This window comes from Bradyrhizobium guangdongense (assembly GCF_006483445.1).
Classification (GTDB): Bacteria; Pseudomonadota; Alphaproteobacteria; order Rhizobiales; family Xanthobacteraceae; genus Bradyrhizobium; species Bradyrhizobium guangdongense_A.
In genome coordinates this window covers 23092-48074 of the sequence record NZ_PPPT01000038.1, presented here as the reverse complement: position 1 = coordinate 48074, position 24983 = coordinate 23092, and the positions used below count along the sequence as shown (strand labels likewise).

Annotated in this window: 27 protein-coding genes; 16 read left to right on the top strand and 11 right to left on the bottom strand. The window is 62.7% G+C overall.

The window, feature by feature from the left end; all coding sequences use genetic code 11:
- Positions 1 to 69 precede the first annotated feature (69 nt).
- Positions 70 to 573 carry a DUF1993 domain-containing protein gene (locus C2U70_RS06300; RefSeq protein WP_140977097.1) on the bottom strand — a complete coding sequence of 168 codons (504 nt, stop codon included), beginning with the start codon at positions 571 to 573 and terminating at the stop codon, positions 70 to 72.
- A 341-nt stretch (positions 574 to 914) separates the two neighbouring features.
- Here C2U70_RS06300 and C2U70_RS06295 point away from each other — a divergent pair, with 341 nt between their 5' ends.
- Complete coding sequence (locus C2U70_RS06295) at positions 915 to 1904, top strand: ABC transporter substrate-binding protein (RefSeq protein ID WP_186294093.1); 990 nt, start codon at positions 915 to 917, stop codon at positions 1902 to 1904.
- Between the two features lie 142 nt (positions 1905 to 2046).
- Here C2U70_RS06295 and C2U70_RS06290 read toward each other — a convergent pair whose 3' ends face one another.
- The gene (locus tag C2U70_RS06290) at positions 2047 to 3612 is read right to left on the bottom strand and encodes a winged helix-turn-helix domain-containing protein (protein ID WP_246666674.1); all 1566 of its coding nucleotides are present in this window, start codon (positions 3610 to 3612) and stop codon (positions 2047 to 2049) included.
- A gap of 161 nt (positions 3613 to 3773) precedes the next feature.
- On the opposite strand from C2U70_RS06290, the gene C2U70_RS06285 reads away from it, so the two are divergent.
- The 5 genes from C2U70_RS06285 to C2U70_RS06265 all read left to right on the top strand — a co-directional run bounded on the left by C2U70_RS06285 (position 3774) and on the right by C2U70_RS06265 (position 8236).
- On the top strand, positions 3774 to 4028 hold the full coding sequence (locus C2U70_RS06285; protein ID WP_140977092.1) for a DUF1127 domain-containing protein: 255 nt from the start codon (positions 3774 to 3776) through the stop codon (positions 4026 to 4028).
- Between the two features lie 232 nt (positions 4029 to 4260).
- Positions 4261 to 5250, top strand: coding sequence for an ABC transporter substrate-binding protein (locus C2U70_RS06280; protein ID WP_186294092.1), 990 nt, complete (start codon positions 4261 to 4263; stop codon positions 5248 to 5250).
- Positions 5251 to 5471: 221 nt separating this feature from the next.
- Positions 5472 to 6311 (top strand): class I SAM-dependent methyltransferase, encoded by an 840-nt coding sequence (locus C2U70_RS06275; RefSeq protein WP_140977101.1) that lies wholly within the window; start codon positions 5472 to 5474, stop codon positions 6309 to 6311.
- Positions 6312 to 6500: 189 nt separating this feature from the next.
- Positions 6501 to 7490 carry an ABC transporter substrate-binding protein gene (locus tag C2U70_RS06270; protein ID WP_140977090.1) on the top strand — a complete coding sequence of 330 codons (990 nt, stop codon included), beginning with the start codon at positions 6501 to 6503 and terminating at the stop codon, positions 7488 to 7490.
- A 206-nt stretch (positions 7491 to 7696) separates the two neighbouring features.
- Complete coding sequence (locus C2U70_RS06265) at positions 7697 to 8236, top strand: hypothetical protein (protein WP_140977088.1); 540 nt, start codon at positions 7697 to 7699, stop codon at positions 8234 to 8236.
- A 96-nt stretch (positions 8237 to 8332) separates the two neighbouring features.
- Here C2U70_RS06265 and C2U70_RS06260 read toward each other — a convergent pair whose 3' ends face one another.
- On the bottom strand, positions 8333 to 9010 hold the full coding sequence (locus C2U70_RS06260) for a hypothetical protein (protein WP_140977087.1): 678 nt from the start codon (positions 9008 to 9010) through the stop codon (positions 8333 to 8335).
- Positions 9011 to 9237: 227 nt separating this feature from the next.
- Positions 9238 to 10584 carry a lytic murein transglycosylase gene (locus C2U70_RS06255; RefSeq protein WP_140977085.1) on the bottom strand — a complete coding sequence of 449 codons (1347 nt, stop codon included), beginning with the start codon at positions 10582 to 10584 and terminating at the stop codon, positions 9238 to 9240.
- Between the two features lie 321 nt (positions 10585 to 10905).
- Between C2U70_RS06255 and C2U70_RS06250 the strand changes: the two genes are divergently transcribed.
- The 4 genes from C2U70_RS06250 (at position 10906) to C2U70_RS06240 (ending at position 13842) form a co-directional block, all read left to right on the top strand.
- The gene (locus C2U70_RS06250) at positions 10906 to 11607 is read left to right on the top strand and encodes a hypothetical protein (protein WP_140977083.1); all 702 of its coding nucleotides are present in this window, start codon (positions 10906 to 10908) and stop codon (positions 11605 to 11607) included.
- A gap of 94 nt (positions 11608 to 11701) precedes the next feature.
- Positions 11702 to 12667: a zinc metalloprotease HtpX gene (gene htpX, locus C2U70_RS06245; protein ID WP_140977081.1), complete on the top strand. Its 966-nt coding sequence runs from the start codon at positions 11702 to 11704 to the stop codon at positions 12665 to 12667.
- Positions 12668 to 12908: 241 nt separating this feature from the next.
- The gene (locus tag C2U70_RS32855; RefSeq protein ID WP_186294091.1) at positions 12909 to 13082 is read left to right on the top strand and encodes a hypothetical protein; all 174 of its coding nucleotides are present in this window, start codon (positions 12909 to 12911) and stop codon (positions 13080 to 13082) included.
- Between the two features lie 139 nt (positions 13083 to 13221).
- Entirely contained in the window at positions 13222 to 13842 is a 621-nt protein-coding gene (locus C2U70_RS06240) for a tetratricopeptide repeat protein (protein ID WP_140977080.1), read from the top strand.
- A 24-nt stretch (positions 13843 to 13866) separates the two neighbouring features.
- Here C2U70_RS06240 and C2U70_RS06235 read toward each other — a convergent pair whose 3' ends face one another.
- Positions 13867 to 14241 carry a hypothetical protein gene (locus tag C2U70_RS06235; protein WP_140977078.1) on the bottom strand — a complete coding sequence of 125 codons (375 nt, stop codon included), beginning with the start codon at positions 14239 to 14241 and terminating at the stop codon, positions 13867 to 13869.
- Between the two features lie 171 nt (positions 14242 to 14412).
- On the opposite strand from C2U70_RS06235, the gene C2U70_RS06230 reads away from it, so the two are divergent.
- Positions 14413 to 14706: an antibiotic biosynthesis monooxygenase gene (locus C2U70_RS06230; RefSeq protein WP_140977077.1), complete on the top strand. Its 294-nt coding sequence runs from the start codon at positions 14413 to 14415 to the stop codon at positions 14704 to 14706.
- Positions 14707 to 14709: 3 nt separating this feature from the next.
- Here C2U70_RS06230 and C2U70_RS06225 read toward each other — a convergent pair whose 3' ends face one another.
- Positions 14710 to 16155, bottom strand: a complete 1446-nt coding sequence (locus C2U70_RS06225; protein ID WP_140977075.1) for a helix-turn-helix domain-containing protein — start codon at positions 16153 to 16155, stop codon at positions 14710 to 14712.
- A gap of 249 nt (positions 16156 to 16404) precedes the next feature.
- Here C2U70_RS06225 and C2U70_RS06220 point away from each other — a divergent pair, with 249 nt between their 5' ends.
- Positions 16405 to 16617, top strand: a complete 213-nt coding sequence (locus C2U70_RS06220; protein WP_140977073.1) for a DUF4170 domain-containing protein — start codon at positions 16405 to 16407, stop codon at positions 16615 to 16617.
- Between the two features lie 192 nt (positions 16618 to 16809).
- On the top strand, positions 16810 to 17364 hold the full coding sequence (locus tag C2U70_RS06215) for a hypothetical protein (RefSeq protein ID WP_140977072.1): 555 nt from the start codon (positions 16810 to 16812) through the stop codon (positions 17362 to 17364).
- A 64-nt stretch (positions 17365 to 17428) separates the two neighbouring features.
- On the opposite strand, the gene C2U70_RS06210 is transcribed toward C2U70_RS06215, so the two are convergent.
- Positions 17429 to 18310 (bottom strand): metallophosphoesterase family protein, encoded by an 882-nt coding sequence (locus tag C2U70_RS06210; protein WP_140977070.1) that lies wholly within the window; start codon positions 18308 to 18310, stop codon positions 17429 to 17431.
- A gap of 109 nt (positions 18311 to 18419) precedes the next feature.
- On the opposite strand from C2U70_RS06210, the gene C2U70_RS06205 reads away from it, so the two are divergent.
- On the top strand, positions 18420 to 18911 hold the full coding sequence (locus tag C2U70_RS06205; RefSeq protein WP_140977068.1) for an NUDIX domain-containing protein: 492 nt from the start codon (positions 18420 to 18422) through the stop codon (positions 18909 to 18911).
- A gap of 65 nt (positions 18912 to 18976) precedes the next feature.
- Here the strand turns inward: C2U70_RS06205 and C2U70_RS06200 are convergent, their stop codons facing one another.
- Both C2U70_RS06200 and C2U70_RS06195 read right to left on the bottom strand, forming a co-directional pair.
- Positions 18977 to 19354: a DUF2304 domain-containing protein gene (locus C2U70_RS06200; RefSeq protein WP_140977067.1), complete on the bottom strand. Its 378-nt coding sequence runs from the start codon at positions 19352 to 19354 to the stop codon at positions 18977 to 18979.
- Positions 19355 to 19415: 61 nt separating this feature from the next.
- Positions 19416 to 20180: a glycosyltransferase family 2 protein gene (locus tag C2U70_RS06195; protein ID WP_246666673.1), complete on the bottom strand. Its 765-nt coding sequence runs from the start codon at positions 20178 to 20180 to the stop codon at positions 19416 to 19418.
- A gap of 109 nt (positions 20181 to 20289) precedes the next feature.
- Here C2U70_RS06195 and C2U70_RS06190 point away from each other — a divergent pair, with 109 nt between their 5' ends.
- Both C2U70_RS06190 and C2U70_RS06185 read left to right on the top strand, forming a co-directional pair.
- Positions 20290 to 21447: a hypothetical protein gene (locus C2U70_RS06190; RefSeq protein WP_140977065.1), complete on the top strand. Its 1158-nt coding sequence runs from the start codon at positions 20290 to 20292 to the stop codon at positions 21445 to 21447.
- Positions 21444 to 21959 carry a GNAT family N-acetyltransferase gene (locus C2U70_RS06185; RefSeq protein WP_140977063.1) on the top strand — a complete coding sequence of 172 codons (516 nt, stop codon included), beginning with the start codon at positions 21444 to 21446 and terminating at the stop codon, positions 21957 to 21959. Before C2U70_RS06190 ends, C2U70_RS06185 begins: the two co-directional genes overlap by 4 nt.
- On the opposite strand, the gene C2U70_RS06180 is transcribed toward C2U70_RS06185, so the two are convergent.
- Positions 21956 to 24304, bottom strand: a complete 2349-nt coding sequence (locus tag C2U70_RS06180; RefSeq protein ID WP_140977062.1) for a TonB-dependent receptor — start codon at positions 24302 to 24304, stop codon at positions 21956 to 21958. The genes C2U70_RS06185 and C2U70_RS06180 overlap by 4 nt on opposite strands.
- A 149-nt stretch (positions 24305 to 24453) precedes the next feature.
- A complete protein-coding gene (locus C2U70_RS06175; RefSeq protein ID WP_140977060.1) occupies positions 24454 to 24855 on the bottom strand; it encodes a DUF2946 domain-containing protein in 402 nt (133 codons plus the stop codon).
- Between the last annotated feature and the right edge of the window lie 128 nt (positions 24856 to 24983).

Below are 24983 nucleotides of genomic sequence, written 5' to 3'. Positions count from 1 at the left end.
TTCTTGGCGCTGCGGGAAAGGTCGTGGATGGGCGGGACAAGCCCGGCCATGACGCACTGCTTCCGGCCTTCAGCTCACGCCGAGGAAATCGCGCTTGCCGATCTCGACGCCGTTGTGCCGCAAGATGCCGTGCGCGGTCGCGGCATGGAAATAGAAATTGGGCAGCGAGACCGAGGAGAAGAATTGCTGGCCCGTCACCGTCATGGTCCGGTCGGGACCGGCCGGGAAGGTGACGTCCCTGGTGTCGGCGCCGTCGAACTGCTCGGGCTTGTACGACTTCACATAGTCGATGGTCTTGGCGAGTCGCTGCTTCAATTCCGCAAAACTCGTCTCGGTGTCGGGCGTCGACGGCACCTCGCTATGCGTCAGTCGCGCGCAGCCCTTGGCGGCAAAATCGCTCACGAGCTGGATCTGCCTCGACAGCGGCAGCATGTCCGGGAACAGGCGCGATCCCAGCAGCACCGAGGGGTCGATCTTCCGGGCCGCGCAATGCGCTTCGGCCTTGGTGAGCAGGCCGGTGAGGCTGTTCAGCATTTGCAAATAGCCGGGGACGACGGCGTCATAGAAGGACATGTGATGCTCTTTTCGTGTTGTGGAATGCCAGACAAAATCCTGGCCTCCTGACATGGGGGCCCCGAAGAAGAATGCAATCGCATGAACCGGGGGCACTGGACAAAAAAAATTGTCTCGTTGTCATCGCCCACGAAGCCTGGGCATGACAGTAAGTAACGATGAGCCGTAGCCCGGATGGAGCGAAGCGCAATCCGGGTCCAGTCCATCCGCGGCCGCATCAGGCGTAGTCCGGCTTAACGCCAGGCTCGAGCCGGTCACGAATGACCCACTTCGGACATCAGACAGCTTGGACCAGAGTCGATAATTGCCTACGCTCGGACGAGCGCATCGGGGCGGGGACAATGAAGCGGCGGGATTTTCTCGGTGTTTTGGGCGGCGCGGCAGCGGCGTGGCCGCTCGCGGCGCGGGCACAGCAGGCTGCAAACCTGCCGCTTGTCGCGGCTATAGGCCTGTCGACCGAGCAACTTGCAATCACAAGGAGCGCCTCGCTCCGCGAGGGTCTCAAGCAATCCGGCCTCATCGAAGGCAAAGACTATGTCATGACGGTGCGCTTCGCCGATGGCGACTTCTCGCGACTGCCGGAAATCGTCAAGGGGCTGGATGGCCTGAAGCCCCGCGTCTATGTCACCTTCGGCGGTACAATCCACAGGCTAGTACCAAACGCTCCGGTGGTCTTCACGGGCGTTGCAGTCGATCCCGTTACGCAAGGCTGGGTGGAGAGCTATGCGAGGCCGGGCGGCATGCTGACTGGCAACGTCCAGAACGCCAGTGGTGGGCTTGAAAGCCTGATGAGCAAGCAATTTCAATTGTTCAAGGAACTGGTGCCAAACCTGACGCGGCTCGGGTTCATTGGTCTTATGGACACTGCCGTTAATTTTCCCGTTGAGCGGGCTGCGGTGCAAAAGGCAGCCCAGCAATTGGGCTTCGCGGTCTCCATGTATGAGGTGCCGACGATCGCTGACGTCGAGAGCGCAATTGCGTCAGGGCAACGCGACGACGTCAGCGCGTTCTTCATGTCCCTTGATCCGAGATTAGCGGTCCGCATTCCCCAAATCGTGGCCTCTCTTGCAAAGACCGGTAAACCGGCTTTCGGCCCCACCCCTTTCTGGACGCGGGGCGGGCTGTTGATGTCATACTATACCGACCTCGATGAGCAGGCTCGCCGGGCTGGCGGCCAAGTCGCCAAAATCCTGAGGGGAGCGAAGCCCGGCGATCTGCCCATCGAGCAGGCCGACAAGTTCACACTCATCTTGAACCTGAAGACGGCGAAGCAGCTTGGCATCACGGTGCCGCCAGCGCTGCTGGCGCAGGCCGACGAGGTGATCGAATAGAAGCCACCTTTGTCGCGGCGCAAAAGTCCGTTGGTGGCCCGTCGGCGACGTGACAGCCACCCTTCATGAAGTCTGCTTGCGGAAGCATCACGGACCAGATCTGCCCATGTTGAGTTCTTCGCACTTTGACCCCAAGCGGACGTCAACCCTCCGGCACCCCGGCCAAGCGCAGACCCTCGTAAATTCGGTCGCGTCCGGCAAGGAAGGTCGGATTGTTGCTCGGTGCTCTGGCGCGCAAGCGGCGGATGGTGAAGGTCGGATCAAGGACAAGAGCCGCTCGCGCAGCGGCCTTTGCCTCATCCAGCTCGCCAAGCCGCATCAACGCGTCGGCGAGCCAAACCTGCGCAAGGGGATTGTTGCGATTGGCCTCAATGCTGCGCCGTAACCAAACCACCGCTTCCCCGGCGGCATCAAGGTTCAACTTGGCGAAGCCAATGACCATCAGCCAACGGAAGGCTCTTATGTCGCGAGGAGACAGCCGGAGCGCCTCAAGGATGTGGATCTCGGTTTCCTTGGCTCGACCGATGTAGATTTTTGCCAGACCGATCCAGGCGTGGGCCTCGGCCAAATTGCGGTCCAGCGCCAACGCTCGCTCGCATGACGCAATACCTTGAGCGGCGCGATTTGTGGTGATCTGGACGAGGCCGAGGAAAAGGTGCGCCATGGCATTCTGCGGCGCCAGCGACAAGGCCTTGCTCAGTGTCGTCTCTGCCGCTGCAAGGCGAGGGGCCGCGTCGTCGGTCAGAAAGGCAGCCAGAATAGTCGCATCAACCTCAGCTTTGCCGACCAGCGCCTCCATACAGGCTGGATCAAGTGCCAAGGCACGTTCGAAAAAGCCCTGTGCTCGCGTCAGTTGCTCGGGGGTCTGCCCCATGTTGGAAATAGCTCTGCCCCGGAAATACAGGTCCATCGCGTCCGGGTTTGCGGAGCTCTCGGCTCGCCGCGCCTCAGCTGCAATCAGCTCGGCATTCAGCGCGTTGGCCAGCCGTGACACAATTTCGTCCTGCATGTCGAAAAGGTCGGCGACAGGCTTGTCGAATCGCTCTGCCCAAAGATGGTTGCCCGTTTCGGCGCTGATCAGCTGTACACTGAAGCGAAACCGGCTACCGGCCCGCTGAACCGAGCCTTCCAGTATATAGCGAACGTTCAGTTCGCGGCCGACCTGTCTGAGATCGATCGACTTGCCCTTGTAGGTAAACGCTGTGTGCCGGCCAATGACGAACGAACCGCTGATGCGCGACAGGTCCGTGGTCAGGCTCTCCGTTACGCCGTCGGCGAAATAGTCTTGTTCGGCGTCGCCGCCTATGTTTGCGAACGGCATCACAACAATGGAAAGACGAGGTGCCGGGGCGGGGGAGGTCTCCTTGTTGTCATGCGCCGCTGCAACTGAACGCCCCTGATCTTCGACGACCCTGCCGACGAAGCGGAAGCCCTTGCGCGGCAGTGTCTTGATCAGGTGCTGCCTTTCGCCGGTGTCGCCGACGGCGGTCCGGGCCGCATTGAGCCGGGTCGTCAATGCGGCATCCGAGACAATGCGGCCGTTCCAGACTGCGCTGATGATGTCGTCTTTGCTGACCACGCGGTCCTTGTTGCGGATAAGGTAGTGAAGCAGGTCGAACACCTGTGGTGCGAGAGCGATCAACTCGGCGCCTCGACGCAGCTCGCGCCGGTCCGTGTCAAGGGTGTGGTCTTCAAGGTGATAGCGCAATCTGCCACTTCCTCCATGCCGCGGGATGTTCGGGAGGCGCTGCAACGGCTGACTGCAAAACATTAAGCCGCCGGTAAGCAAAATGTAAGCCGCCGATAAAGCAGGTCTGTTCGGGCGCAGGCACGTTCCTTCCGGGGACCGCTTAGCCGGAGGCAAATTTCATGAGCACGAACCACGTTACAGGCGGAACGGTGCGTCTGAATCTTGCCATCCACCCGATCTGCGCCTTCTTCAAACAATACTGGCGTACTTTTCAGGAGGAGCGGCGGCGTCGAAAATTGCGGAACGCTTTGTATGCATTCGACGATCATGACCTCAAGGACATCGGGATTTCGCGCGGTATGATCGAACATATTGGCTCGAACCCGACCGTCGACCCACGATTTGTCGGGAGAGACCACCTGGAGGGTGGCTGAAAATGGGGCCTACTGGTTCGGTTGCACTGGTCCGCCTGTGGCCCTTCTCTGCCAATCCTGTGCTCGGCAGGGATGTCTGGTCATAGGGGTAGCCCGGACGTGCCCGCCACTGGACCGAGGGCGCTGTTGACTCAACTGCGACATTAGCTGCGCAGTGCGGCAGCGGCTTTCATGACTATCGATGTGCCCGACTAAACCGCTACCATGCCTTCACCTGAGCTTGGGAGCAGACATGAGACGGCGCGAATTCATCACGCTTCTTGGCAGCACGGCGGCGACGTGGCCGTTGGCCGCAGGTGCGAAGCAACCGGCAGCGCGGGTGTACCGAGTAGGCTACCTCGCTATCGCGTCTCGGGAGCGGACACTTCAAAACATTAGAGCCTTCGAGGAGGGCCTGCGGAGCCTGGGCTACCGCATTGGCGAGAATGCCGTGATCGAGTACCGCTTTGCCGACGGCGAGATGGGACGGCTGGCGGCGCTTGCCACAAACCTCGTCGGGCTCGGCGTGGACGTCATCGTGTCCGGAAACAATGTGACCACGGTTGCAGCCATGAAGGCGACCACCACGATCCCGATCGTGATGACCAACAGTGCCGAGCCGGTCAGTGCCGGATTTGTTGCCAGTCTGGCGCGACCGGGCGGGAATGTCACCGGCTTCAGCTCTGAGCCTGGCGACGAAATCAATGGCAAGCGGCTCGAATTTTTGAAGGATACCCTGCCGAAACTCTCGCGTGTGGGCATCCTGTGGAACCCGGACTTTACGCCGAATCAGGACCGGCTGACGTCGGTGCGGGAAGCCACCGAGGCACTGGGCTTGACGGTTGTCCGAGCCGAGGCGCGCGGGCCGGAGGCACTTGAACAAGCGTTCGCAACGATGACGAGAGAACGCGCGCAGGGGCTCGTCGTGCTGAGTGATGGTGTGCTGTTCAACCATCGTGGCCTGATTGGGGGCATGGCCGTCAGAAATCGGTTGCCAGCAATCTCTGCGGTGAGAGAGTACGCCGAGGCGGGATTGCTCCTGAGCTACGGGATCGACTTGCCAGATCAATTTCGCCGGTCCGCCGTTTTCATCGACAAGATTTTCAACGGTGCGAAAGCTGGCGACCTGCCGGTCGAACGCCCGACCAAGTTCGAGCTAGTGATCAATCAAAAGACCGCGAAGGCGCTTGGCCTTACTGTGCCGCCCGCGATGCTCGCGCAAGCCGATGTTGTGATCGAATAGCGAATGCAATTTGCTGCGGTGCATGAGTCCGAACGTGGCCCATCTGCGAAGTTGCGCCCTCATCGGCCGGGAGTCCGGTAATTGCACCTGAGCGGACCAGATTTGCTCAACCTGAGTCCTTCGCTGTTTGACCCGGAGCAGACGTCGGCAGCTCCCTTTCGAGTGTGCTAGTTTGTGGCGCAACGATGCTATGTGCACTGCATTCTTTGGAATGGATCGTGATGCGCTATGGACAACCTAGTCAGACAGCTCGCGGAGCGGCTGCCTTTCGTGCCATTCATCAAAAACTGGAAGGTGGAGCGATCTTCAAGGATTCGTTTGCGTCGAGGATCTTAGACCAAGAGACCGCCGCTACCCTAGGCGAGATCGCTGCCAACGGCTCTCTACGACCTTGGCGTCTATTCATCGCTGCACGAAGCCGGTTTTCCGAGGACACGATGGCGGATTGTATCGCGTGCGGTGTTCGTCAGGTCGTGGTGCTGGGTGCAGGTCTCGATACGTTCTCGCTACGAAATCCTTATGCAGATCTCGGCGTTCGCACATTCGAGGTCGACTACCCATCGACGCAAAATTGGAAACGCAATCGGATACGAGCCGCTGGCCTTATCGAGCCGCCATCAACTGTTTTTGCGCCGGTAGACTTTGAACGAGAAAGCCTCGCGGAAGGGCTAACAAGAGCTGGATTAAAGCTGGACGAGCCTGCGTTTTTTCAATGGCTTGGCGTGGTGCCTTACCTGACAAAAGCTGCAGTCTCTTCGACGTTGAAGTTTATTTCCGCGGTGCCGAAAGCCGCCGTCGTTTTCGACTATGCCGAACCATTCCAGAACTATCCTGCTGAGCGCCGCGCCAGCGTCATGGCAACGGCCGAAAGGGCGGCGTCGCGGGGTGAGCCTTGGCTGAGCTTTTTCGATCCCATCGAGTTGACGCAAATGCTGCGCAGTGAAGGCTTCAATTTGATAGAAGATCTGGGGCTTCTCGAAATTGCTGACCGGTTCTACGGCGTTCTGAAGCGAGATATCGTGCTTGGACCTGGTCCTCACATCGTGCGGGCGCACCGATAACCCATTGCCAATGCCTAGCTAAAAGATGGTTCGGACCAATATCGACTTCCGATTCTTGCCCTTAGCCGGCATCACATGTCCCGTCGCAGATGCGCCTTAGGCGAGGCTCTGGATCCAGGAGATGCTGGTTTCAGCTATCAACGCGCGCATTAGCCGCTAAGATGTGGCTCACCTGGGGTGGGACCGAATATGCAGCGACGCGAGTTCTTCGCGCTCTTTGGGGGCGCAGCGGCTGTGTCAGTCCTTCAGCCGGCGGCCGCCGGCGAACAGACGCCGACAAAAATCCCGCGCGTCGGCTATATCGCCGGATCCAACGCTGCTTCGACCGAGCACATGGTCGGGGCTTTCCGGCAAAGACTCCGAGAGCTGGGCTACGTCGAAGGACAGACGATCGCACTGGAAGTCCGCTACGCCGAGGGGCGTAACGAGCGGATGCCGGCTCTGGTGGCTGAGCTTGTTGGTCTCAAAGTGGATATTTTGGTGGCCGGCAACAGCGTCGCAGCGGTGGCGGCCAGGAAGGCCACCGCGGCAATCCCCATCGTCATAGTCACGCCTGATCCCGTTGCGCTCGGTCTGGTGGCGAGCCTGGCGCGGCCCGGAGGAAACGTGACGGGGGTGAGCTATTTCAATGAAGCGATCATCGCGAAGCGCGTACAGCTCCTGCAGGAGCTCGTGCCAGGGCTAATCCGGATCGCCGTCCTCAGGAACCCGACCGTCGCCGTCCACGCCAGCTTCTGGCAAGATACCGAGGTGGCAGCCCGGAAGCTGGGCGTGGCGCTTCAGCCTCTCGACGTGCACGGATCCGGAGACTTCGAGGCGGCGTTCGCCGCTGCGACGAACAGCAACGCTCAGGCCCTCATCGCCTTGGATGACGCCCTCACTGTTGCGTATCGACCACGGATAGTGGCCTTGGCTGCCAGCAGCCGCCTCCCGGCCATGTATGGCCTTCGCGAATTCCCGGACGATGGCGGCCTGATGTCCTACGGCCCGAGTTTCGCCGACCTCTTCCGTCGCGCGGCCACCTTTGTGGACAAGATCCTCAAGGGCGCAAAGCCGTCTGACCTGCCTGTCGAGCAGCCGACCAAGTTCGAGTTGGTTATCAATCTCAAGACTGCCAAGGCACTCGGTCTGAAACTCCCGACATCGCTACTGCTCAACGCCGACGAAGTGATCGAATAGAGATGTTTGATTTGCTGCGGTGCATGAGTCCGAAAGTGGCCCATTAGCGAAGTGGCGAACCCTCAATTGAGGTCGGCTTAGCGGGCCGCAGCGGACCAATTTTGCTCAGGTTGAGTTCTTCGCCTTTGACCCCGAGTGGACTTCACCTGTCGGATTTTCCCGGATTGGGTTAGAAAGGCGTCACACCCCTGCGATGCGGAACATGAATGAAATCGTCTAAGCTAGTCATTGCCTTCGTCGCCGTGATTGGCGTGACCGCAGCCGTGCCGCTCCCTGGGACAGCACAAAGCAAGTCGCCTGTTGCGTATTTTCTAGAGCACATGCAAGGCGGTATCGATGCGCTGGATCGTCTGCCCAGCAACGCCAAGGATGTTGTGATCGCCAGAGTTCGTTTGGTTGAGAAGGTGAGTTGGTTGGGTGGTCGCGATCAGTCGGGACAGCCAGCCCGAAATCTTCCAAACGATACATTCTTCACGCGCGTTAAAGTTACCGAGCTCCGACGCGGCGACGCCATGGTCGGTCAGGTATTTGATGTTCGCTTCGGGTTGCGTGGCGAGAAGCGGGACTTTGTGTATCCCTACACGCCTGATCAATTTGGTCGGGAATACACGGTAATGATGCATCTGGACGCAGATGGACAACGCCGGCTAACCGCGTTTCCAATTGACCAACTTCAATACTCGCAATGGCAAGCCGAACAGTCGGCCTACACTCGTTTGCGAGGCAAACCCGGCTTTCGCGAATAGAAGTCGGGTCTTCGGCTTAGCGGGCCGCAGCGGACCGATTTTGCTCAGGTTGAGTCCTTCGGATTTGACCCATAGCGGACGAACATTCGCTGAAGATCACGTCGTATTTTCTCCCACAAGCATGTTGTAAATGAGCTGGAACTTGCCGGGCTCTGAAATAATGAGTTTCCCCTTTTGCGCTTCCAGTAATGCTGGATACCAAGGCAGTTTCTTTGCGATATCTACGACTATTGGGTCTCGTGTGATTTCCACATAGGCTTTCGTGAAGCGGGCGCTGGGGTCGAGAACTTTTGCAATATTCTCGACGGTTACTTTCCGGGCGGATTTCGGGTCGGCCGGATTCGAGAACCACACTAGCCGTGGGAAGTTATTCGACGAAAGTTCGCGGCGTCCGACCAAGTGGGGAAGCTTCGGCAAGTCCTCGGTGGTGCTTCGATTGCCGAAGGCGTTGGCGCATAGCCATGTGGCGTTAATGGCTCCGTCTGGGACGGGGGAGACATTCTCTCCGGTGTAAAGTGTTGCGACAACGACTCCGCGCGGCCCTAGTTCGATGACGGTCGCTTGGCCGCCAAGACTGGAAGAGCATTGGGCCAAACCGGCGAGCTTGGGTCCGCACGACCAACGGACCTCGATGACGCTGGAACCAGTATGGACCCTATCTTCGACTGAGAGGGATATCTCAAGCCGGTAGCGATAAGAATAGGAAGGAAAATTCAGCGCGTAGACCGCGTAAACGGCAATAACCGCAGCCAGTATTGCCGCAAGCCATTTCATGCTGGTTCGCAAACCTCTTTCGACATGGTGTTCGGTCTACCCTAACAACCGTGCGCATCGTTTGGTAGCAAATGAACGTTGACGAAACGTTTGGGTGGTGACAGCAACTGTCTCCTGGTGGCCATCGCGTCAGTTCACGGCGACGCAGCAATTCGGCTGCTACTGGCGCATAATGGATTCTGGCAAGCCATCCACTCGCTGGAGTATTGGGTTCACGCCCGGCTCGTTTACCGCACCGTCCCCGCCGGCTGCGCCTGCGCGGTGCCGCCACCGCGCATCCGCGCGAGCAGCTCGGCGGTCGGCCAGGAATCCGCAGGCAGGCCGTACTTCACCTGCATCGCCTTCACCGCGATGCGGCTCTGCTGGCCGAGCACGCCGTCGACCTTGCCGACATTGTAGCCGGCGCGCACCAGGAGCTGCTGCAGCTCCTTCAGCTCGTTGAACGGCAGTTGCGCCACCGGCTGTGCCGGCTTGCGCATCGGTGCTGCGCCGGCGATGCGCGAGGCGAGGTAGCCCGCGGTCGTCGAATAGATCAGCGAGTTGTTCCACTCGGTGTAGGCGGCGAAATTCGGATAGGCCATGAAGGCCGGTCCGGTCCGTCCCATCGGCAGCAGCACGGAGGCCGCGAGGTTGTCGTTCGGCAGCGGCCTGCCGTCGGGATAGGTCACGCCCAACTGCGCCCATTTCGAGCGCGGCAGTTGCGTCGACAGATCTGTCTGCTCCCACGGCAGGTTTGCGGGCACCTTGATCTCTTCGAGCCATGGCTCGCCGCGCCGCCACTTCAGGCCGTTGGCGATGTAGTTCGCGGTCGAGCCGATCACGTCGGGCCCCGAGCGGAGCAGATCGCGCCTTCCGTCGCCGTCATAATCGACGGCATAGTTGACGTAGTGCACGGGCAAAAATTGCGTCTGCCCGAGCTCGCCCGCCCAGGAGCCGATCATCTCGTCCGGATGCAAATCGCCACGATCGATGATTTTCAGCGCCGCGATGGTCTCCTTGGCGAACATTTCGGAGCGGCGGCAATCATAGGCCAGCGACACCAGCGATTTCAGCGTCGGCAGATTGCCCATGTTGGCGCCAAAATCGCTCTCCAGTCCCCAGAACGCGGCGATGACCGCGGGCGGCACGCCGTATTCCTTTTCGGCGCGCGCGAACGCCGCCGCATATTGCTTGATGTGCTGCTGGCCGTTCTGCATCCGGTAGACTGCGGCCATGCGGCCGGCGAATTCAGTGAAGAGCTGGCCGAACACGCGCTGGCCGCGGTCGCGGTTGACGATGCCCTGGTCGTAGATGAGGTAGGGCGCGGTCGCCGCGATCGTGCGTTCCGAGACGCCTTCGGCCACTGCCTGCTGTTTCAGCTCGGCAAGGAAGCGATCAAAACTTGCGCCGTTGTGGCACGATGCTGCACGCGGGGAGGCTGCGGTTGCAGCTTTTGGTGCCGCAGGAGTCGCGGCCTTCGGTGCCGCAGGCGCGGCCGGCCGGCCCATCGGCGGAAGCGATTGCTGCGCCGACGCCGCGGAGGCAAAAGCAAAAATGGTCGCGATCGCCGCGATCGCGCATCGTGTCCTGAACATCAGCTCACCGGATTGAGGGCAGGGAGAAACATTGCGGATTCCAGCGTAAACCGGCAGGCGCAGGCGATAAAGAGGCTGCTGCCGCTGCCGTTTGCTGCAGGATTAAGGGGATGCGGCCGGCCCGATCGTTCGGGTCGCCATGGTGACAATATACCCCTGATTTGCCCGACGGGTCAAGGCATTTTCGGAAAAATCGTAAGCGGCAGCCGGCGCCCTCCAGCTACTGTGCATGGGGTTGTTTTCGACGTCATTAAGCCTCACGCGATTTTGCCACAACCTGCGCTAGACTGGGGCTGGGGGTTGGTCGCAGGGGTGTTCCCGATGGCCTTGTTCGGCAACCACAAAACGTCGCCGCCCGACGATTTGCTCGACCCGCGCGCCGGCCCGGAGGCGCTGTTGCAGTCGCTCGACCGGGTTGCGCAGGCCTATCTCGAAAAGGCCGATCGCGGCGAGATCGTCTATCCCGCCTGCAAGCGCGAGCCTGACACGGCGGATGGCGGTGCGCGCGAGATCTGGCGCGACACGCGGCTCGAGGCGCTGCGCTACCTCACCATGATCCCGGGCCGCGACGACGGCCTGCTCATCGCACCCGCGCGACAGGCCGAGATGATCGACAGCTTCCTGCGCCTCAAGCCGCACGACGAGACGGTGATCGACTTCACGGGACAGGCCGGCGACGACGTCGCCATCGCCATCATCGCAGGCCTCAACTGGCTCAACCATTGCGCGGGGATCGCCAAGGTCGACCGCACGAAGATTACCGGCATCCTGCGCAATTTTCGCAAAGTGGTCGTGGTTGCGGAGCGATGGTGGGGAAACGACGGCGCCGAGTTGCGCTGTGCCGAGATGCTGGCGGCGCGGCAGCAATTGCCACCGTTGATGCTGTACCTGGTCTGGCTGGAACACACCCGCCTCGCAAAGGAGGTCGCTATCGCGGCGGCCTTTCCGAACGAGGCGGCGCGCGCCACGGACGCCTGGACCCGCTTCGCGGCGGCTACCGATCCTGACGAACTCCCCGATTAAGGTGCGCGACACAGGCGCGCGCCCCTTGCGGCGTCGGGGACGCAACGACTAGCTGAAGCGGTGGCAGGATCTCTTTACCCAACGGACCATTGCCATGAACTACTTCCGCACCGCAATGCTTCTGGCAGGCCTCACCGCCCTGTTCATGGGCGTCGGCTATCTCATCGGCGGGGCCGGCGGAGCCATGGTTGCGCTGCTGATTGCGGCGGCGACCAATCTCTTCACCTACTGGAACTCCGACCGCATGGTGCTGTCGATGTACGGCGCCCATGAGGTCGATCGTAGCACCGCGCCAGAACTCTACGGCCTCGTCGCCGAGCTTGCCGGCCGCGCAGGCTTGCCGATGCCGCGCGTGTTCCTGATGGACGAGGCGCAGCCCAATGCGTTCGCGACCGGCCGCAACCCGGAGAACGCCGCAGTCGCCGTCACATCAGGCTTGATGCACCAGCTCAGCCGCGAGGAGCTTGCCGGCGTCATCGCGCATGAGCTCGCGCACATCAGGAATCACGACACGCTGCTGATGACCATCACGGCGACCATCGCCGGCGCGATCTCGATGCTGGCGCAGTTCGGCATGTTCTTCAGCGGCCACCGCGACAGCAACTCCGGCCCCGGCATCATCGGCTCGATCCTGATGATGATCCTGGCGCCGATCGGCGCCATGCTGGTGCAGATGGCGATCAGCCGGACCCGCGAATATGCCGCCGACGATCTCGGCGCGCGCATCGTCGGCCAGCCGATGTGGCTGGCCTCGGCGCTGGTGAAAATCGAGAACGCCGCGCATCAGGTGCCGAACTACGACGCCGAGCGCAATCCTGCGACCGCGCACATGTTCATCATCAATCCGCTGTCGGGCCATGGCGTCGACAATCTCTTCGCCACGCATCCCTCGACGCAGAATCGCATCGCCGCACTTCAGCAGCTTTCATCCGAGCTCGGCGCACGCGCCGCGCCGTCGGTCGGTGCCAACGAGAACTATCCGAACGGAAGTCCGTGGGGCCGCTCGTCCTCGCGTGGGCCTTCATCGCGCGGGCCTTCCTCGAGAGGTCCTTGGGGCTGATCCGGAGCCACGCTGCAACGGCTTCCGCGCACAACCCCCGCCTGTTCAACTTCGCATTGACGTTGTCTTGCCTCGTCAGCGTCAGGATGCGGATCGCCTGTGTTCGCCTGTATCGAGGGGCTCTTGCGCCTTTTCGAAAACTGATCCAGATCAATGACGTCGCGTTGTGTTTGTAACAGGCTGGGATGCTTGCCGAGTGGCAGGATTGCTTACGCAATTGCCGGAGGTGCGCATGTTACCGATGCAGATAGACCAAGTGGTGGTGCGCGACGTCGCACCGGGTGGCAAACCACTGGAGTGGCTGGGCGGCGTCGTGCTGCTGACGTCGCTGGGTGCCGCAACGATCGGCTGGTGCGTCTTGCTGGGGATCGCGCTGTGGAAGGTCGCCTATTGGCTTGTCGATCAGGCGGCCTGATTCTTTCGCAGATGCGGCCGCCTTTGTGACCTCTTTTGTGACCTGGCGCACACAAGATCGCCTCCACCGGTGCTAACACCGATCCCGCTTCGTTGTGAAAGGGGATGCGTGGCCGGCCCATTGCCGGCGACGTTCGGTGATGACCAGATTTGCCGTGCCATTGTTGATCGTTGTCGGCGTTCTCGCCGGACTGTCGTTGCACACCGTCGTCAATTGCGGTGATGCCGACGATCCCGACGTCTGTTCGGCCGTCATCGGCTTCAGCCCCCTGCGCGGCTCGCTGATCGCCTTTGCCTATGAGGGGCGCGGCCGGATTGCGATGCGTCACGGCGATTCCAGAATGGCGATCGCCGATTTCAACGAGGCCATCCGTCTCAACCCCAACCGCGCGGCGGTCTTCCGCGACCGCGGGCTCGCGCGCCAGCAGAACGGCGAGCTCGACGGCGCGATTGCCGATTACGACCAGGCGATCGCGCTCGATCCAAAACTCGCCGCGCCCTACGCCAATCGCGGCATCGCGCTCGCCGCCAAGGGCGACCTCGACCGCGCGATCCTGAGCTACAACACCGCCATCCGGCTCGCACCGTCAAACGCCGAGTCGCGCGTCAACCGCGGCTTGGCGCTTGCGATGCAGGGACGCAGCGTCGAGGCGCGCGCCGATTTCGAGGCAGCACTTGCGCTTCCCGACGGAAAGGACGGCTGGGCGCACACCACGGCGCGGACCCGATTGGCCGACCTCGCAGACGCCAAGCCGAACTAGACCTTCCACGGCCGCGGTGAAGGCCTATTTGGCTTTCTTCTTCGCCTTCGCAGCCTTGGCCGGCTTCTCCTTCACCGGCTTCTCCTTCACCGGCTTTTCTTGCACCGGCGGCTTCTTCTCCGGCTTTTGCGCGGCGGCTTCGGCCGCGGCGAGCCGCATCGAGCGCGCGTAGCTGTCGGCGACGTTGTCGGCGGATATCTGCAGGCGGCGCGCCGCGGCGGTGGCCTGCTCCATCGTGGTCCTGGCCATCGCCTTGTAGCGGTCCCGCACGTCCTTGCCCTTGGCCTTGGCCGCAAGTGCCGAAAACTTGTCCCGCCGTTCCTTGGCGCGGGCCATCAGCCCGCCATGCAGTTGTCTGGCCAGTTGCCGGATCACGACATCCAGGTCGGCGTCCGCCATGTCATCTTCCTCTTTAAGAAAAAACAGTCACGATTGCGCGCGGGACTATGCAGATTGAGGTCGGCCTTGGCAATCGCGCGTCCAACGCTTTCAACCGTGGATCGATCGGCCCCTTCGGCGTAGGATCGCGCGCAGGGCGCAACGCCCATCGAGCATCGGAAGGAGGGTCTCATGTATGCCGCCATCCGCCAGGCCAAGGCAAAAAGCGGGACGGCCGAAGAGCTGGCGCGCCGCATCAAGGAGGGTGCGGTTCCCATCATCAGCGACGTCGAAGGTTTCAGGGCCTATTACGTGGTCTATGCCGGCGACGACACGGTGACCGCGATCTCGATCTTCGACAAGTTCGAGCAGGCGGAGGAGGCCAACAGGCGCGCGATCGCCTGGATCGAGAAGGACCTGGGACCGCTGCTTGCCGGGGACGCGCGTGCGGTCGCGGGTCCCGTGATCGTGCATACGCTGGTGTGAGCCTCACAACTCCCGCGCATTCGAGAACGCGAACGAGGAGACGCGACGCGTCGTCTCGTCCAGGATCAGCGTGCGCGTGATCGGCGGCTCGGCGCGCTGGGCGCAGTTCTCGCGCTCGCAGAGCCGGCAGTTGACGCCGATCGGCGTGCCTTCCGTCTTCTCAAGATCCATGCCGGCCGCGTAGACTAGGCGCGAGGCGTGGCGGATCTCGCAGCCGAGGCCGATGGCAAAGCGCGGCTGCGGCAACGGATGCGGCGCAACCGGCCGGCGCACCATCTGCGCGATCGAGAAATAGCGCGTGCCGTCGGGCAGCTCGATCACCTGCTTCAACAGCCGGTCCGGCGTGTCGAAGGTCGAGTGCACGTTCCACAGGGGGCACGTGCCGCCGAATTTCGAGAACGGGAAGGTGCCGGAGGAAAAACGTTTTGAGACGTTGCCGGCATTGTCGACGCGCAAGAGGAAGAACGGGATGCCGCGCGCGTTCGGCCGTTGCAGCGTGGTCAGGCGGTGGCAGACCTGCTCGAAGCCGGCGCTGAAGCGCTGCGCCAGCACGTGGATGTCGTAGTTCAAGGCTTCGGCCGCAGCCAGGAACGCCGGATAGGGCATCATCACGGCGGCGGCAAAGTAATTGCCGAGCGTGATGCGGAACAGCCGGCGCGGTACGTCGTCGAGCGGGCCGAGGCGACCGATGACGGTCTCCAGATGCTGTGCGCATTCGCCGAGCCCGATCTGGAACGCAAGCTGGAAGGTGCGGCCAGGCGTGTCGACGAGTTCGGAGATCAGGAGCTGGCGGCGATGGCGGTCGAAGCGCCGCAGTGTCTCGCGCATCACGTCGACCGGCATGATCCGCGTCGTGATCGAATGCTTCTCGCGCAATCGTGCGGCAAGCGCCGCATAGAGGCCTTCGGCCGGCACGTTCAATTCGTCGCGCAAGGCCTCGGCGGCCTGCTCGAGCTCGGGAAAATAGTTGCGGTTGGCCTCGATCAGCTCGCGCACTCGCTCGACCGGGTTGGCCTCGTAGCGCGTTCCGACGTCGCGGTCGGCCATCTGCGCCGCCGCCAGCGTCTCGCCCTGGCGCGCCTCGGCATAGGCCGCATAGAGCCGCTGCATTGCATGGGTCACGCCGGGGCAGAGTTCTGCGAGGTCGCGCAGCTCCTGCTTGGGGACGTCGATCTGGCGGAACAACGGATCGGAAAAAATCTCGTTCAGCTCCGCAAAGAAGCGGTCCTCGTCAGCGGTCGCGAGATCGCGCAGATCGAGGTCGTAGGCCTCGGCCAGCCGCAGCAGGATCTGCGCGGTCACCGGGCGCTGGTTGCGCTCGATCAGGTTGATGTAGCTCGGGGAGATGCCGAGCCCCTCGGCGATCTGGGTCTGGGACAGCCCCAATTGCTGCCGGATACGCCGGAAGCGCGGTCCCACGAACAGCTTTTTCCCGGAATCAGCGGGCATTTGCAGACCCTTCCGCGATGTTGAGGACAGTCATCTCGACGTTCTTTTTACAAATTTTACAAAATTACATTTATGACATGTTCTTATGTTACATGACATCACCATTCGAATACAAGGCCTCTGTACGAGCTTCGCTTTCTCGCGTTTATCTAGGACAGACATTTCGCGGGCTGTTGTCAAAAATGTCGATAGCGCGCGAATGAGGATCAGGCGGCCGAGCAGGGCCGACCGCACTCAAGGAGACGGACTATGACGAAGGGCAGCAATTTCTGGGTCATCGGTGGCGAGTTCGGCTCGATGAACTTCCACAAGCTCGTCGAAGGTTCGGCCCAGGTGCAGGGCCCGTTCAAGACCCGCAAGGAAGCCGAGGATGCCTGGCGCGAGGTTTCGGAAGCGAACCGCCACAAGGCCGGCGTCCGCTTCTCGATCGTGGAAGAGCCGAACCGCGCTCCGGCCGCCTAAGCCGTCGCGCTCCAAATCAAGAAACGTCCAAGGGCAGATGGTCCCATCCGGCGGTAAGCCGGGTGGGATCGTCTGTTTTTGGCACAGGGATAACTCCGCGAGGCCGCTGTAAGTGTCTGGAATTGAACGCGCTTTGCGGCAACCATGGTTGCTGATAGGTTAACGTCCGTAAGTCGCGTAACGGGGCCGAAAATGTCAGAGCCGCAGAATGCCGGGACCAATGCCAGCCAGCCGCGCACGGTGCGGCTGCGCGATGCACTCCTGAAGGCGCGGATCGAGGCCGCTGACCGCACCGGTGTCGTGGTCGACCTGCGCGATGCCGAAGTCGCGCGTCTCGAAATCCTCAACGACGCGCTCGATCCCCTGTTCACGGAAGTGCCTGACAGGGTCGACCTGTTCGATCGCGGCATCAGCCAGGGCGACACGCCGCGGCTGTGGATCGACGTCGTCGCGCATATCGTGATGGGCCGCGACAAGCGGATGTATCGCTTCGTCCAGGACACGCGCCACGGCCGCATTGTGCTTGCGGAATCGCACGACACCGCTGCCATCGTCGAAGCCGTGACCGATTACGTCGCGCGCCGCATGGTCGAGCGTGAGCGTGCGCTGGTGGTCACGCCCGAGCCGAAACCGCCTGTTGCTGAGAAGCCGCGGCGATCGCGGGTCTGGAGCTTCCTGCTCGGCTTCATCCTCGGCGCCGTCGCGCTGTTCGGCTTCGCGTTGTTTGCGAGTTTGCGGAGCTGGTAAAGATCTCTCAACTCGTCATTCCGGGGCTCGCGCTGGCGCGCGCCTCGAATGACGGCAGCGTCGATCAAGTCAGCCGCACGTGCTTGATCTGCCGGATCTGCGAGGCGTTATCGAGGCTGCGCACGGTCTGCTCGCAATGCCAGCCGCTATTGTCTTTCTCGATGGTGAAGAGATTGTACGCCGCCGCTGGATAGCGCCCATGCGCCAGCGCGGACGCCGAGGGCACGCCGATTGCGGGAATCTGGCCGTTGGGTCCTTCGAACCACATCGTCGAATGCACGTGATCGTGGCCGTGCAGGATCAGCTCGACGCCGTGCCGCTTCAGCAGCGCCAGCAACGCCTTGGAATCGGTCATGCGCTTGACGCGCGATTTCGAGCTCAGGGGATGGTGCACCAGGAGAACGCGAAACAGATCCTCGGACGCGAGCCGCTCCAGCACGTCAGCAAGCTCCGCGAGCTGCGCGCGTCCCAGCGTACCCGTCGCCATCAGTGGCAGCGTCGGCACGGCGGTGGACAGGCTGATCAAGGCGACCGGTCCGCGCCGGCGCACGGCGGGGAACGTTGTCGCGGCCGGTGCATCGCCGAGATAGGGCGAGAAGACCTCGCCGAAGCGATGGCGCGTGGCGCGGACATAGGCGTCGTGGTTGCCGGGGATGGCGGTGACGCGATCTGGCGGGCCGACGCCCTCGAGCCAGGCCAGTGCTGGCGCGAACTCTGCTTCCAGCGCCAGATTGACGAGGTCGCCGGTCACGGCGATGTGGTCGGGCGTCTGCGACTGGATATCGGCGACCAGCATGTCAAGCACGTCGCGGCGCTGGTATTTGTGCCGGTTGCGCGTCCAGTTGACGTAGCCGAGCGCGCGCTTGCTCGCGAGTTCGGCCAGCCGCGGCCTCGGCAGCGGCGGAATGTGCGGATCGGACAGGTGCGCGAGCTTGAAGGGAGCCATCGGATGCGATTGCCTCGCTATTCCCGCGATGTAATGGCAAGGTCGGGCGCGCGGCGCAAGTGAGCTTAAGGCAAGTGAGCTGAAAGACCGAGCCTCGCAAGGGAGCCTGATGGCAGATTTGCTCGACCAATTGCGACGGAAACACGAGCCGCTGCTGCGGCGATTCTTTCATTTCTATTGGCGATTCGTCCGCGGCATGACGCTGGGCGTGCGTGCCGTCGTGCTCGATCCGGACAATCGCGTGTTCCTGGTCAAGCACAGCTATGTCAGTGGCTGGTACCTGCCGGGCGGCGGTGTCGACGTCGGCGAGACCATGGACGGGGCGATGCGTCGCGAGCTGAAGGAGGAGGGCGATATCGACGTCACGGGCGAGGTCGCCCTGCACGGTATTTTCCTCAACAGCCACGTCTCGCGCCGCGACCATGTCGCGGTCTACATCGTTCGCGACTACCGTCAGGATCGCCTGCCCGAGCCCAACCGCGAGATCATCGAATGCGGCTTCTTCGCCGCCACCGATCTGCCCGAAGGCACGACGCAGGGCACGCGCACGCGGATCGCGGAGATTCTCGATGGCAAGCCGCAGATCGCGACGTGGCGGTAGAGCGTTTTCGAGCGAAGTGGGAACCGGTTCGCGTCAAGAAAACGCGTCAAGACGCGAATCTACCTTCACGCGCCGGACTTGCCGCTCTCTTTCGCCTTCAATTCCAGCGTCAGCAGGCTCTGCTCCTGGATCAGCGCCCAATTCTGTCGTTCGAGCTTGTGCAGCCGTGCCGTGATGTTGTGCATGAAGGCGAAGACCACGAGGAACAGCGCGCCGAACATCACGACGAAGGGAAACACCACGCCGGTGAGGTGGCTGGCGAGATAGGCCAGGTTCGGAAACAGCGCGAAGCCGGCCGGGATGATCGCCACCATTGACAGCATCAGGAAATCATAGAGGTCGAACTTGCCCTGCAGCGTTTTGCGCAGCAGCACCAGCATGTAGATGAGCGCAAAGGCCGAGATGACGACGACCGTCTCGTTGCTGGGAAGAACGTTTGTCACGACCGCCTCCTCGATAATTCAGCACGATGTTGGTAGAATTTAAAACCGGTGTCGTGATCGCTCATGACCGCCTCGCGATGCGCGCGAGCAGGATGTAGCCGAGCACGCGGATCATGTAGCTCACCGACTTCAAGCCGTCGATCGAGCTGACGCCGGTCTCTCGCGCGCGCATCTCGACCGGCACTTCGCCGACCGTGAGGCCCGCGCGCATCGCCCAGGCCAGCGAGATCGGCTCCGGATAATCCATCGGGTAGGTTTTTGCGAAGAGGGCGATGGCGCGGCGATCGAGCAGGCGCATGCCGCTGGTCGGATCGGTGATGCTGCCGCCGTTAAACAGCGTGTTCAGCGCCCGTGCGATCAGGCGGATGCCGAAGCGTCGCATTCGCGTCGAGCAGAAGCCGGCATTGTCGATGAAACGGCTGCCGATGGTGATGTTGGTCGGTCGCCGCGCATAGGCGTTGAGCAGCGTCTCGATCTCGCGCGGATCATGCTGCCCGTCGCCGTCGATCTGGAGACAGAAATCGAAATTATGGCGCGCGGCGTATTTGATGCCGGTCTGCACGGCGCCGCCGATGCCGAGATTTTGCGCGAGCCGCGCGACCGGCGAGCGGGCGCCGGCAACCGCGCTGGTCGCATCCGACGAGCCGTCGTCGACGACGAGCGTGTGATAGGGGCGGCCGGTCGCGGCGATCTCTCCGAGGAGATCGCCGATCGAGGCCTCCTCGTTGAAGCAGGGGATGACCAGCAGGACTCGCGGCACGCCGCCCTGCGGTGCGTCTGCACCGCTGCGGCACGTGTCGGTCGACCCCAATTGCACGACGGTCACTTTCAGCCTCAAACCCCTGGAAATCTCTGCTTTGCTATACTTGCCGGTGCTTTTCCTGTACAGGCGGCAAGCCCTTTTCAAGCCGTGCCGGGCTGCCCGCGGGACGTCCATGAAAGCCGTCAAGATACTCTTCTCGATCGTCTTCCTCGCCATCCTGGTCAGCAATGTCCGGCTGATCTCGCATTGGACCGAGAGCCGCGGCGTCTATGACGACATCTGCTATCTGCGTCAGGCGCATCTGTTTCAGCGCTTCGGATGGCAGGGGCTCGATACCAGCCTCGCCCGCGATGACGACGGCTATCTCGGGGCCAAGCTGCGCAGCATCAACTATCCCGAGTGGAACGACCCGGCGCGGGCGCCCTGCCACACCCAGACCGCTGACGGCAAAAAATATGTGCTGACGCCGCCGCCTGGGACCGGTTTCGTGCTGGCGCTGTTTCCGGAAGGCTTTCAGGTCATTCCACTTTATGCGCTGGCGAACATCATCATTGCCGGCTTCGCGCTGTATGGCCTGTGGCGCGCACGACAGCCCGGCGCGCTGGCGCTCGCCGTGGCGTTCGGTGCGCTCTCGATCTACTTCATGATCAACCCGACCAAGGCGAGCTATTCGATGGCGCCGACCATGGTGGTCTGCTCGCTCGCGGGACTCTTGACCGCAAGACTCTTTGCCGACGAAGACAGGCCGCGCCTGCTGATGCTCGCGATCGTCGGCATTCTGCTCGGGCTGTCCGCGAGCTTCCGCATTGCCAACGTTCTTCTCTCGGCGGGCTACTTCCTGTTCTTCGGCGTGTCGTTCCTGATCCTCCGTAACCGGACGTCGTTCCTTCAGGGCCTGTCGCTCGGCCTGGGATTCCTCGTCGGGGTAGTGCCGGTGCTGGCCGCGAACATGATCAATTCGGGCAATCCGCTGGTGTCGGCCTATGGCGGCCAGGATACGCAGGCTCCCCGCCTGGACCTGGCGGTGCTGCGCGCCTATCTCGGGGACACGCAGTTCCCGCTAATCCTGCTTCTTTGTCTGTGGACCGCGCTGCTGTGGCGCTTTTCCAGCCAATCGTGCGTGAGGCGATTAGCGCTGCTGGTGGCCGGTAATCTCGCACTGAACCTGGCGTTCTTCGCCACGCATCCCGTCTTCACGCAGTACTACACGATCCCGATCGCAATGCTCACGCTGTGGACGGTCTTATTCGCGACCATCTTCTCGCGCGAAATGCAGGGCGTGCAGGTCGATGGACCGGGGCGCTCGGAGATGCTATCCCGCGCCACATGAGTGACCTCTCTCTCACGATTCTGCCCGAAGCCGCCGGCGACGCGCAAGCGATCGAGCGGCTGCACGAACGCACGTTCGGCCCTGGCCGTTTCGTGCTCAGTGCCTACCGCATCCGCGAGCATGTCGACCACGTCCTCGAACTGTCCTTCACCGCCCGCATCGGCACGCTGCTGGTGGGATCGGTGCGGCAATTGCCGATCCTGATCGGCGAGACGCCGGCGCTGCTGCTCGGGCCGCTGACGGTCGAGCCGCCGTTCCGCGGCCGCGGCGTCGGCCGGCTGCTGATGGAGCGCGCACTGAAGGACGCCAAGGCCAAGGGCCACGCCATCGTGTTGCTGGTCGGCGACGAGCCCTATTACAGCCGCGTCGGCTTCAAGCCGGTGCCGAAGGGCCGCGTCACCATGCCTGGGCCGGTCGATGCCAGCCGTGTCCTGGTGTTCGAGCTCAACGACGGCGCCTTCGAGGGTGTGTCGGGGCCCGTGGGCCCCGACTGGAGCAAGGCAAGAAGCTAGAACTTGAAGTTCGCGAACGCGCGCACGCCGATGCCGGGCATCAGCACCTCGTCCTTGGTGTAGGACACCGAGTTGCGGATGCTCTCGTTGAGCAGGTTGTTGCCGACCAGGCCGACCATCATCTCGCGCGCGCCGAACATGTTCGGATTGAGCCTGGTCTTGTAGCTCACCTCCGCCTTCAAGAGATTGTAGCCCGGTGTCGGCGTCTCCGCGATCGCGGCGATGTTATTCTGCGGGAAGGCGTGCAGCAGGTTGACACGCATCAGCCAGTTGTCGTCGCGCCAGAACAGGCCGCCGCCCATCCGCAGCGGCGGAATGCGCGGCACGTTGGTGCCGTCGGTGAAGGTGGCGCGCACCACGTCGAGCTGGTTCTCGATGCCCCAGATGCCGCCATGGAAAGCGCCGACATCGAGCTGCGACTGGAACTCGCCGCCGCGGAAGTTCGCGTTGGCCTGCGAATAGACCGCCTGGTTCAGCTCGGCGCCGGGCGCGCCGCAGGAGGCGAAATCATCGTCGCACATCACGCCGGTGAGGCGGCGATAGATGAAATTGTCGAACCGGGTGTAGAACACGGTCGCCTCGAAGCGGAACGGCCCCGTCGCCTTGCGCAAGCCGATCTCGACGGACTTGGCTGTCTCGATTCCCAGGTTGGGATTGCCGATATCGAAGGTGGCGGTTGCATCGTGCGCGCCGCGCGAAAACAGCTCGGCGGGTTTTGGCGCGCGCTCGACATATTGCGCGGTGATGCTGCCGACCATGCCGCCGGGCAGATCCTGCAGCAGGCCGATGCTGCCGCTCTTCGGCGTGTAGGACGGGTTGCGCGTGATGCCGGTTTGCGCAGCGCCATTGGGCAAAAAGTCCGCCGGAAAATCCGGCGTCGTGCCGTGCAGTTCGACACGCTCGATGCGGCCCGCGATCTGCGCGCGCGTCGCCTCCGAAAACTTGAACTCGTTGAACGCGTAGCCGGCGACCCGGGTGTTGTTGTTGGGGTCCCAGAGGCCGTTGAACAGCGTACCGGGATTGTCCGGGCTCGGCGCCGTCAGTTCCTGATGGCCGGCCTGGAAGCCGATCGCCGTCGTCACCTCGGCGAAGCGCGCGTTGAACGGCATCAACTGCACCTCGGTGCGGATTTCCTGCTCCTTGTTGGTGAAGGTCTGCCGCACGCCATCGGTGGTGGGATCGGCGGGATCGGCAAGGCCGATCTCGTTGTGCTTGTAGTTGGTGGCGCCGGCCCAGAAGCGGATGGTGTCGATCGCGGAGGCATCGGGACGATACTCGCCCTTGATGTTGACCTTGGTCTGATGGCCGTCGATGCGCGTGTTGTGGTCGGCGCCGTCGGTGCCGGGGATGTGGTAGAGCGCGTCGTTCTGCGTGATCGCAGCGCCGATGAAGCCGCCCTGGAAGATGTAGGAGCCGCCGATCGAGCCGCCGTCCGACTGCGTCGCCGAGTTCGGCTGCCGGCCATTCACCGGCCGCGTATGGTCGGCGAGATAGGGATAGGACGGAATCGCATAGTCCGAAGTTTTGCGGCCATAGGCGTCGGCGTGGAGCGCGAAATTGCCGGCGCCGGCATCGATCAGCACGCCGCCCTCGACGCCGCGATCGACGGAAGAGACCGCGGTGCGCGTCTCGGCCGTGATGCAGGGCGCGCCCGGCGTCGTCTGTGGCGCAGGCATGCCATAGCTTTGGAACGGCGGCGCGGCGCAGGTCGGCACCGCATCCGGAATCCGGTTGTTGGTCGCGCTCACGACGCCGCCGATCGAGGTCGAGCCGTAGCGTAACGCGGCGGGACCGCGCACCACTTCGATCTGATTGGTGGCGAGCGGATCGATCGGCACGAAATGATCCTCACCGAGATCGGAGGCGCCGTTCGAATTGGTGCCGTTCTCGACGATGCCGACGCGGTTGACGTCTAAACCCCTGATGATCGGCCGGCTGGAGGCGCCGGGCGCAAAACTCGAGCCGGTGATGCCGGGCTTCGAGAACAGGAGATCGCCGAGCTGCCCGCCGCCCTCGCGGCGGATCTCCTCGTTCGGCACCACGGTGACTGACGCGAACTGGTTGGTCACGACAGGCAGCACACCCTGCTGCGGCGTGGCCGAGACGGGTTCGGCCGCCACGTCGGGCCCGCGCTCGCGATTGTGCGCGGTGCCGCCGCGCGTCACCCGCGCCGTGGTGCGTACGGGCACGGTACGCCGGACGATGGGGCTCGGCGCCGTCACGGAGACGGCCGGCAATTCGACCGGCGCGGGCTTGTCCTGTGCCGTGGCCGGCACGGCGGCAGCACCGAGCAGGAGCATGCTTGCTCCGGAGAGACGCTGCGCGCGTCGTAATTTGGATGTCATTGTCCTGATTCCAGTCAGGCGCCGACCGCAAATATCTCTGGTGGGTGGCGACCTGCCGCCGCGATGCGGCGGAATTCGACTTCAACTGCTCCCGGGGAATCCTTCGCGCGAACGCGGAACGGGCTCCGGGCGTGATCAAGCGTTGGACGTCAGGACAGGGGAGGGGCGCGGGCCTGGAACGCCGTGCCGATCGCTTGCAGATGTGCGAATTCGGCGTCGGTGGTCAGGTAAAGAAATGTGACCGCCTGCGGCAGCAGGAGCAGCGGCGGTGTGGCGAACACGATTGTACCGGCCATCGAGACGACGGCGCAGATCGCGCAATTGTCGTCGCCCTGGTCGCGGTCGGGGCTGGCAGGCGATTGCCGGTCGAGGACGGCGCGGTTCGCCGTCGCGTCGCTGCTCTGGCCGTCGGCCTGTTGCAGCGAGGCCTGGAGGAGGGGCGTCGCCTGCGCGAACCAGTGGCTGTGACCGAAGGACAGCGCGAACTGCACCAGCAGCGCGAAAAGCGCGAGCCTGGCACCGTGCCTGACGTTCGACCTGAACCACTTCATGTGGAAACGGACCCCTCATCGCGAGGGCCCAATTCCCCGGCCCATGCGACGTTACATTATAACATCGGAAGGCCACGGCGGTGTCAACCGCGGTGCGGCAGCCTCGTCGAGGTCAGGGACGGCATGTG

Coding starts and splice junctions, on each gene's coding strand:
- C2U70_RS06300 (WP_140977097.1), bottom strand. CDS start 573: ATGTCCTTCTATGACGCCGTCGTCCCCGGCTATTTGCAAATGCTGAAC.
- C2U70_RS06295 (WP_186294093.1), top strand. CDS start 915: ATGAAGCGGCGGGATTTTCTCGGTGTTTTGGGCGGCGCGGCAGCGGCG.
- C2U70_RS06285 (WP_140977092.1), top strand. CDS start 3,774: ATGAGCACGAACCACGTTACAGGCGGAACGGTGCGTCTGAATCTTGCC.
- C2U70_RS06280 (WP_186294092.1), top strand. CDS start 4,261: ATGAGACGGCGCGAATTCATCACGCTTCTTGGCAGCACGGCGGCGACG.
- C2U70_RS06275 (WP_140977101.1), top strand. CDS start 5,472: ATGCGCTATGGACAACCTAGTCAGACAGCTCGCGGAGCGGCTGCCTTT.
- C2U70_RS06270 (WP_140977090.1), top strand. CDS start 6,501: ATGCAGCGACGCGAGTTCTTCGCGCTCTTTGGGGGCGCAGCGGCTGTG.
- C2U70_RS06265 (WP_140977088.1), top strand. CDS start 7,697: ATGAAATCGTCTAAGCTAGTCATTGCCTTCGTCGCCGTGATTGGCGTG.
- C2U70_RS06260 (WP_140977087.1), bottom strand. CDS start 9,010: ATGAAATGGCTTGCGGCAATACTGGCTGCGGTTATTGCCGTTTACGCG.
- C2U70_RS06255 (WP_140977085.1), bottom strand. CDS start 10,584: ATGTTCAGGACACGATGCGCGATCGCGGCGATCGCGACCATTTTTGCT.
- C2U70_RS06250 (WP_140977083.1), top strand. CDS start 10,906: ATGGCCTTGTTCGGCAACCACAAAACGTCGCCGCCCGACGATTTGCTC.
- htpX (WP_140977081.1), top strand. CDS start 11,702: ATGAACTACTTCCGCACCGCAATGCTTCTGGCAGGCCTCACCGCCCTG.
- C2U70_RS32855 (WP_186294091.1), top strand. CDS start 12,909: ATGCAGATAGACCAAGTGGTGGTGCGCGACGTCGCACCGGGTGGCAAA.
- C2U70_RS06240 (WP_140977080.1), top strand. CDS start 13,222: ATGACCAGATTTGCCGTGCCATTGTTGATCGTTGTCGGCGTTCTCGCC.
- C2U70_RS06235 (WP_140977078.1), bottom strand. CDS start 14,241: ATGGCGGACGCCGACCTGGATGTCGTGATCCGGCAACTGGCCAGACAA.
- C2U70_RS06230 (WP_140977077.1), top strand. CDS start 14,413: ATGTATGCCGCCATCCGCCAGGCCAAGGCAAAAAGCGGGACGGCCGAA.
- C2U70_RS06225 (WP_140977075.1), bottom strand. CDS start 16,155: ATGCCCGCTGATTCCGGGAAAAAGCTGTTCGTGGGACCGCGCTTCCGG.
- C2U70_RS06220 (WP_140977073.1), top strand. CDS start 16,405: ATGACGAAGGGCAGCAATTTCTGGGTCATCGGTGGCGAGTTCGGCTCG.
- C2U70_RS06215 (WP_140977072.1), top strand. CDS start 16,810: ATGTCAGAGCCGCAGAATGCCGGGACCAATGCCAGCCAGCCGCGCACG.
- C2U70_RS06210 (WP_140977070.1), bottom strand. CDS start 18,310: ATGGCTCCCTTCAAGCTCGCGCACCTGTCCGATCCGCACATTCCGCCG.
- C2U70_RS06205 (WP_140977068.1), top strand. CDS start 18,420: ATGGCAGATTTGCTCGACCAATTGCGACGGAAACACGAGCCGCTGCTG.
- C2U70_RS06190 (WP_140977065.1), top strand. CDS start 20,290: ATGAAAGCCGTCAAGATACTCTTCTCGATCGTCTTCCTCGCCATCCTG.
- C2U70_RS06185 (WP_140977063.1), top strand. CDS start 21,444: ATGAGTGACCTCTCTCTCACGATTCTGCCCGAAGCCGCCGGCGACGCG.
- C2U70_RS06180 (WP_140977062.1), bottom strand. CDS start 24,304: ATGACATCCAAATTACGACGCGCGCAGCGTCTCTCCGGAGCAAGCATG.
- C2U70_RS06175 (WP_140977060.1), bottom strand. CDS start 24,855: ATGAAGTGGTTCAGGTCGAACGTCAGGCACGGTGCCAGGCTCGCGCTT.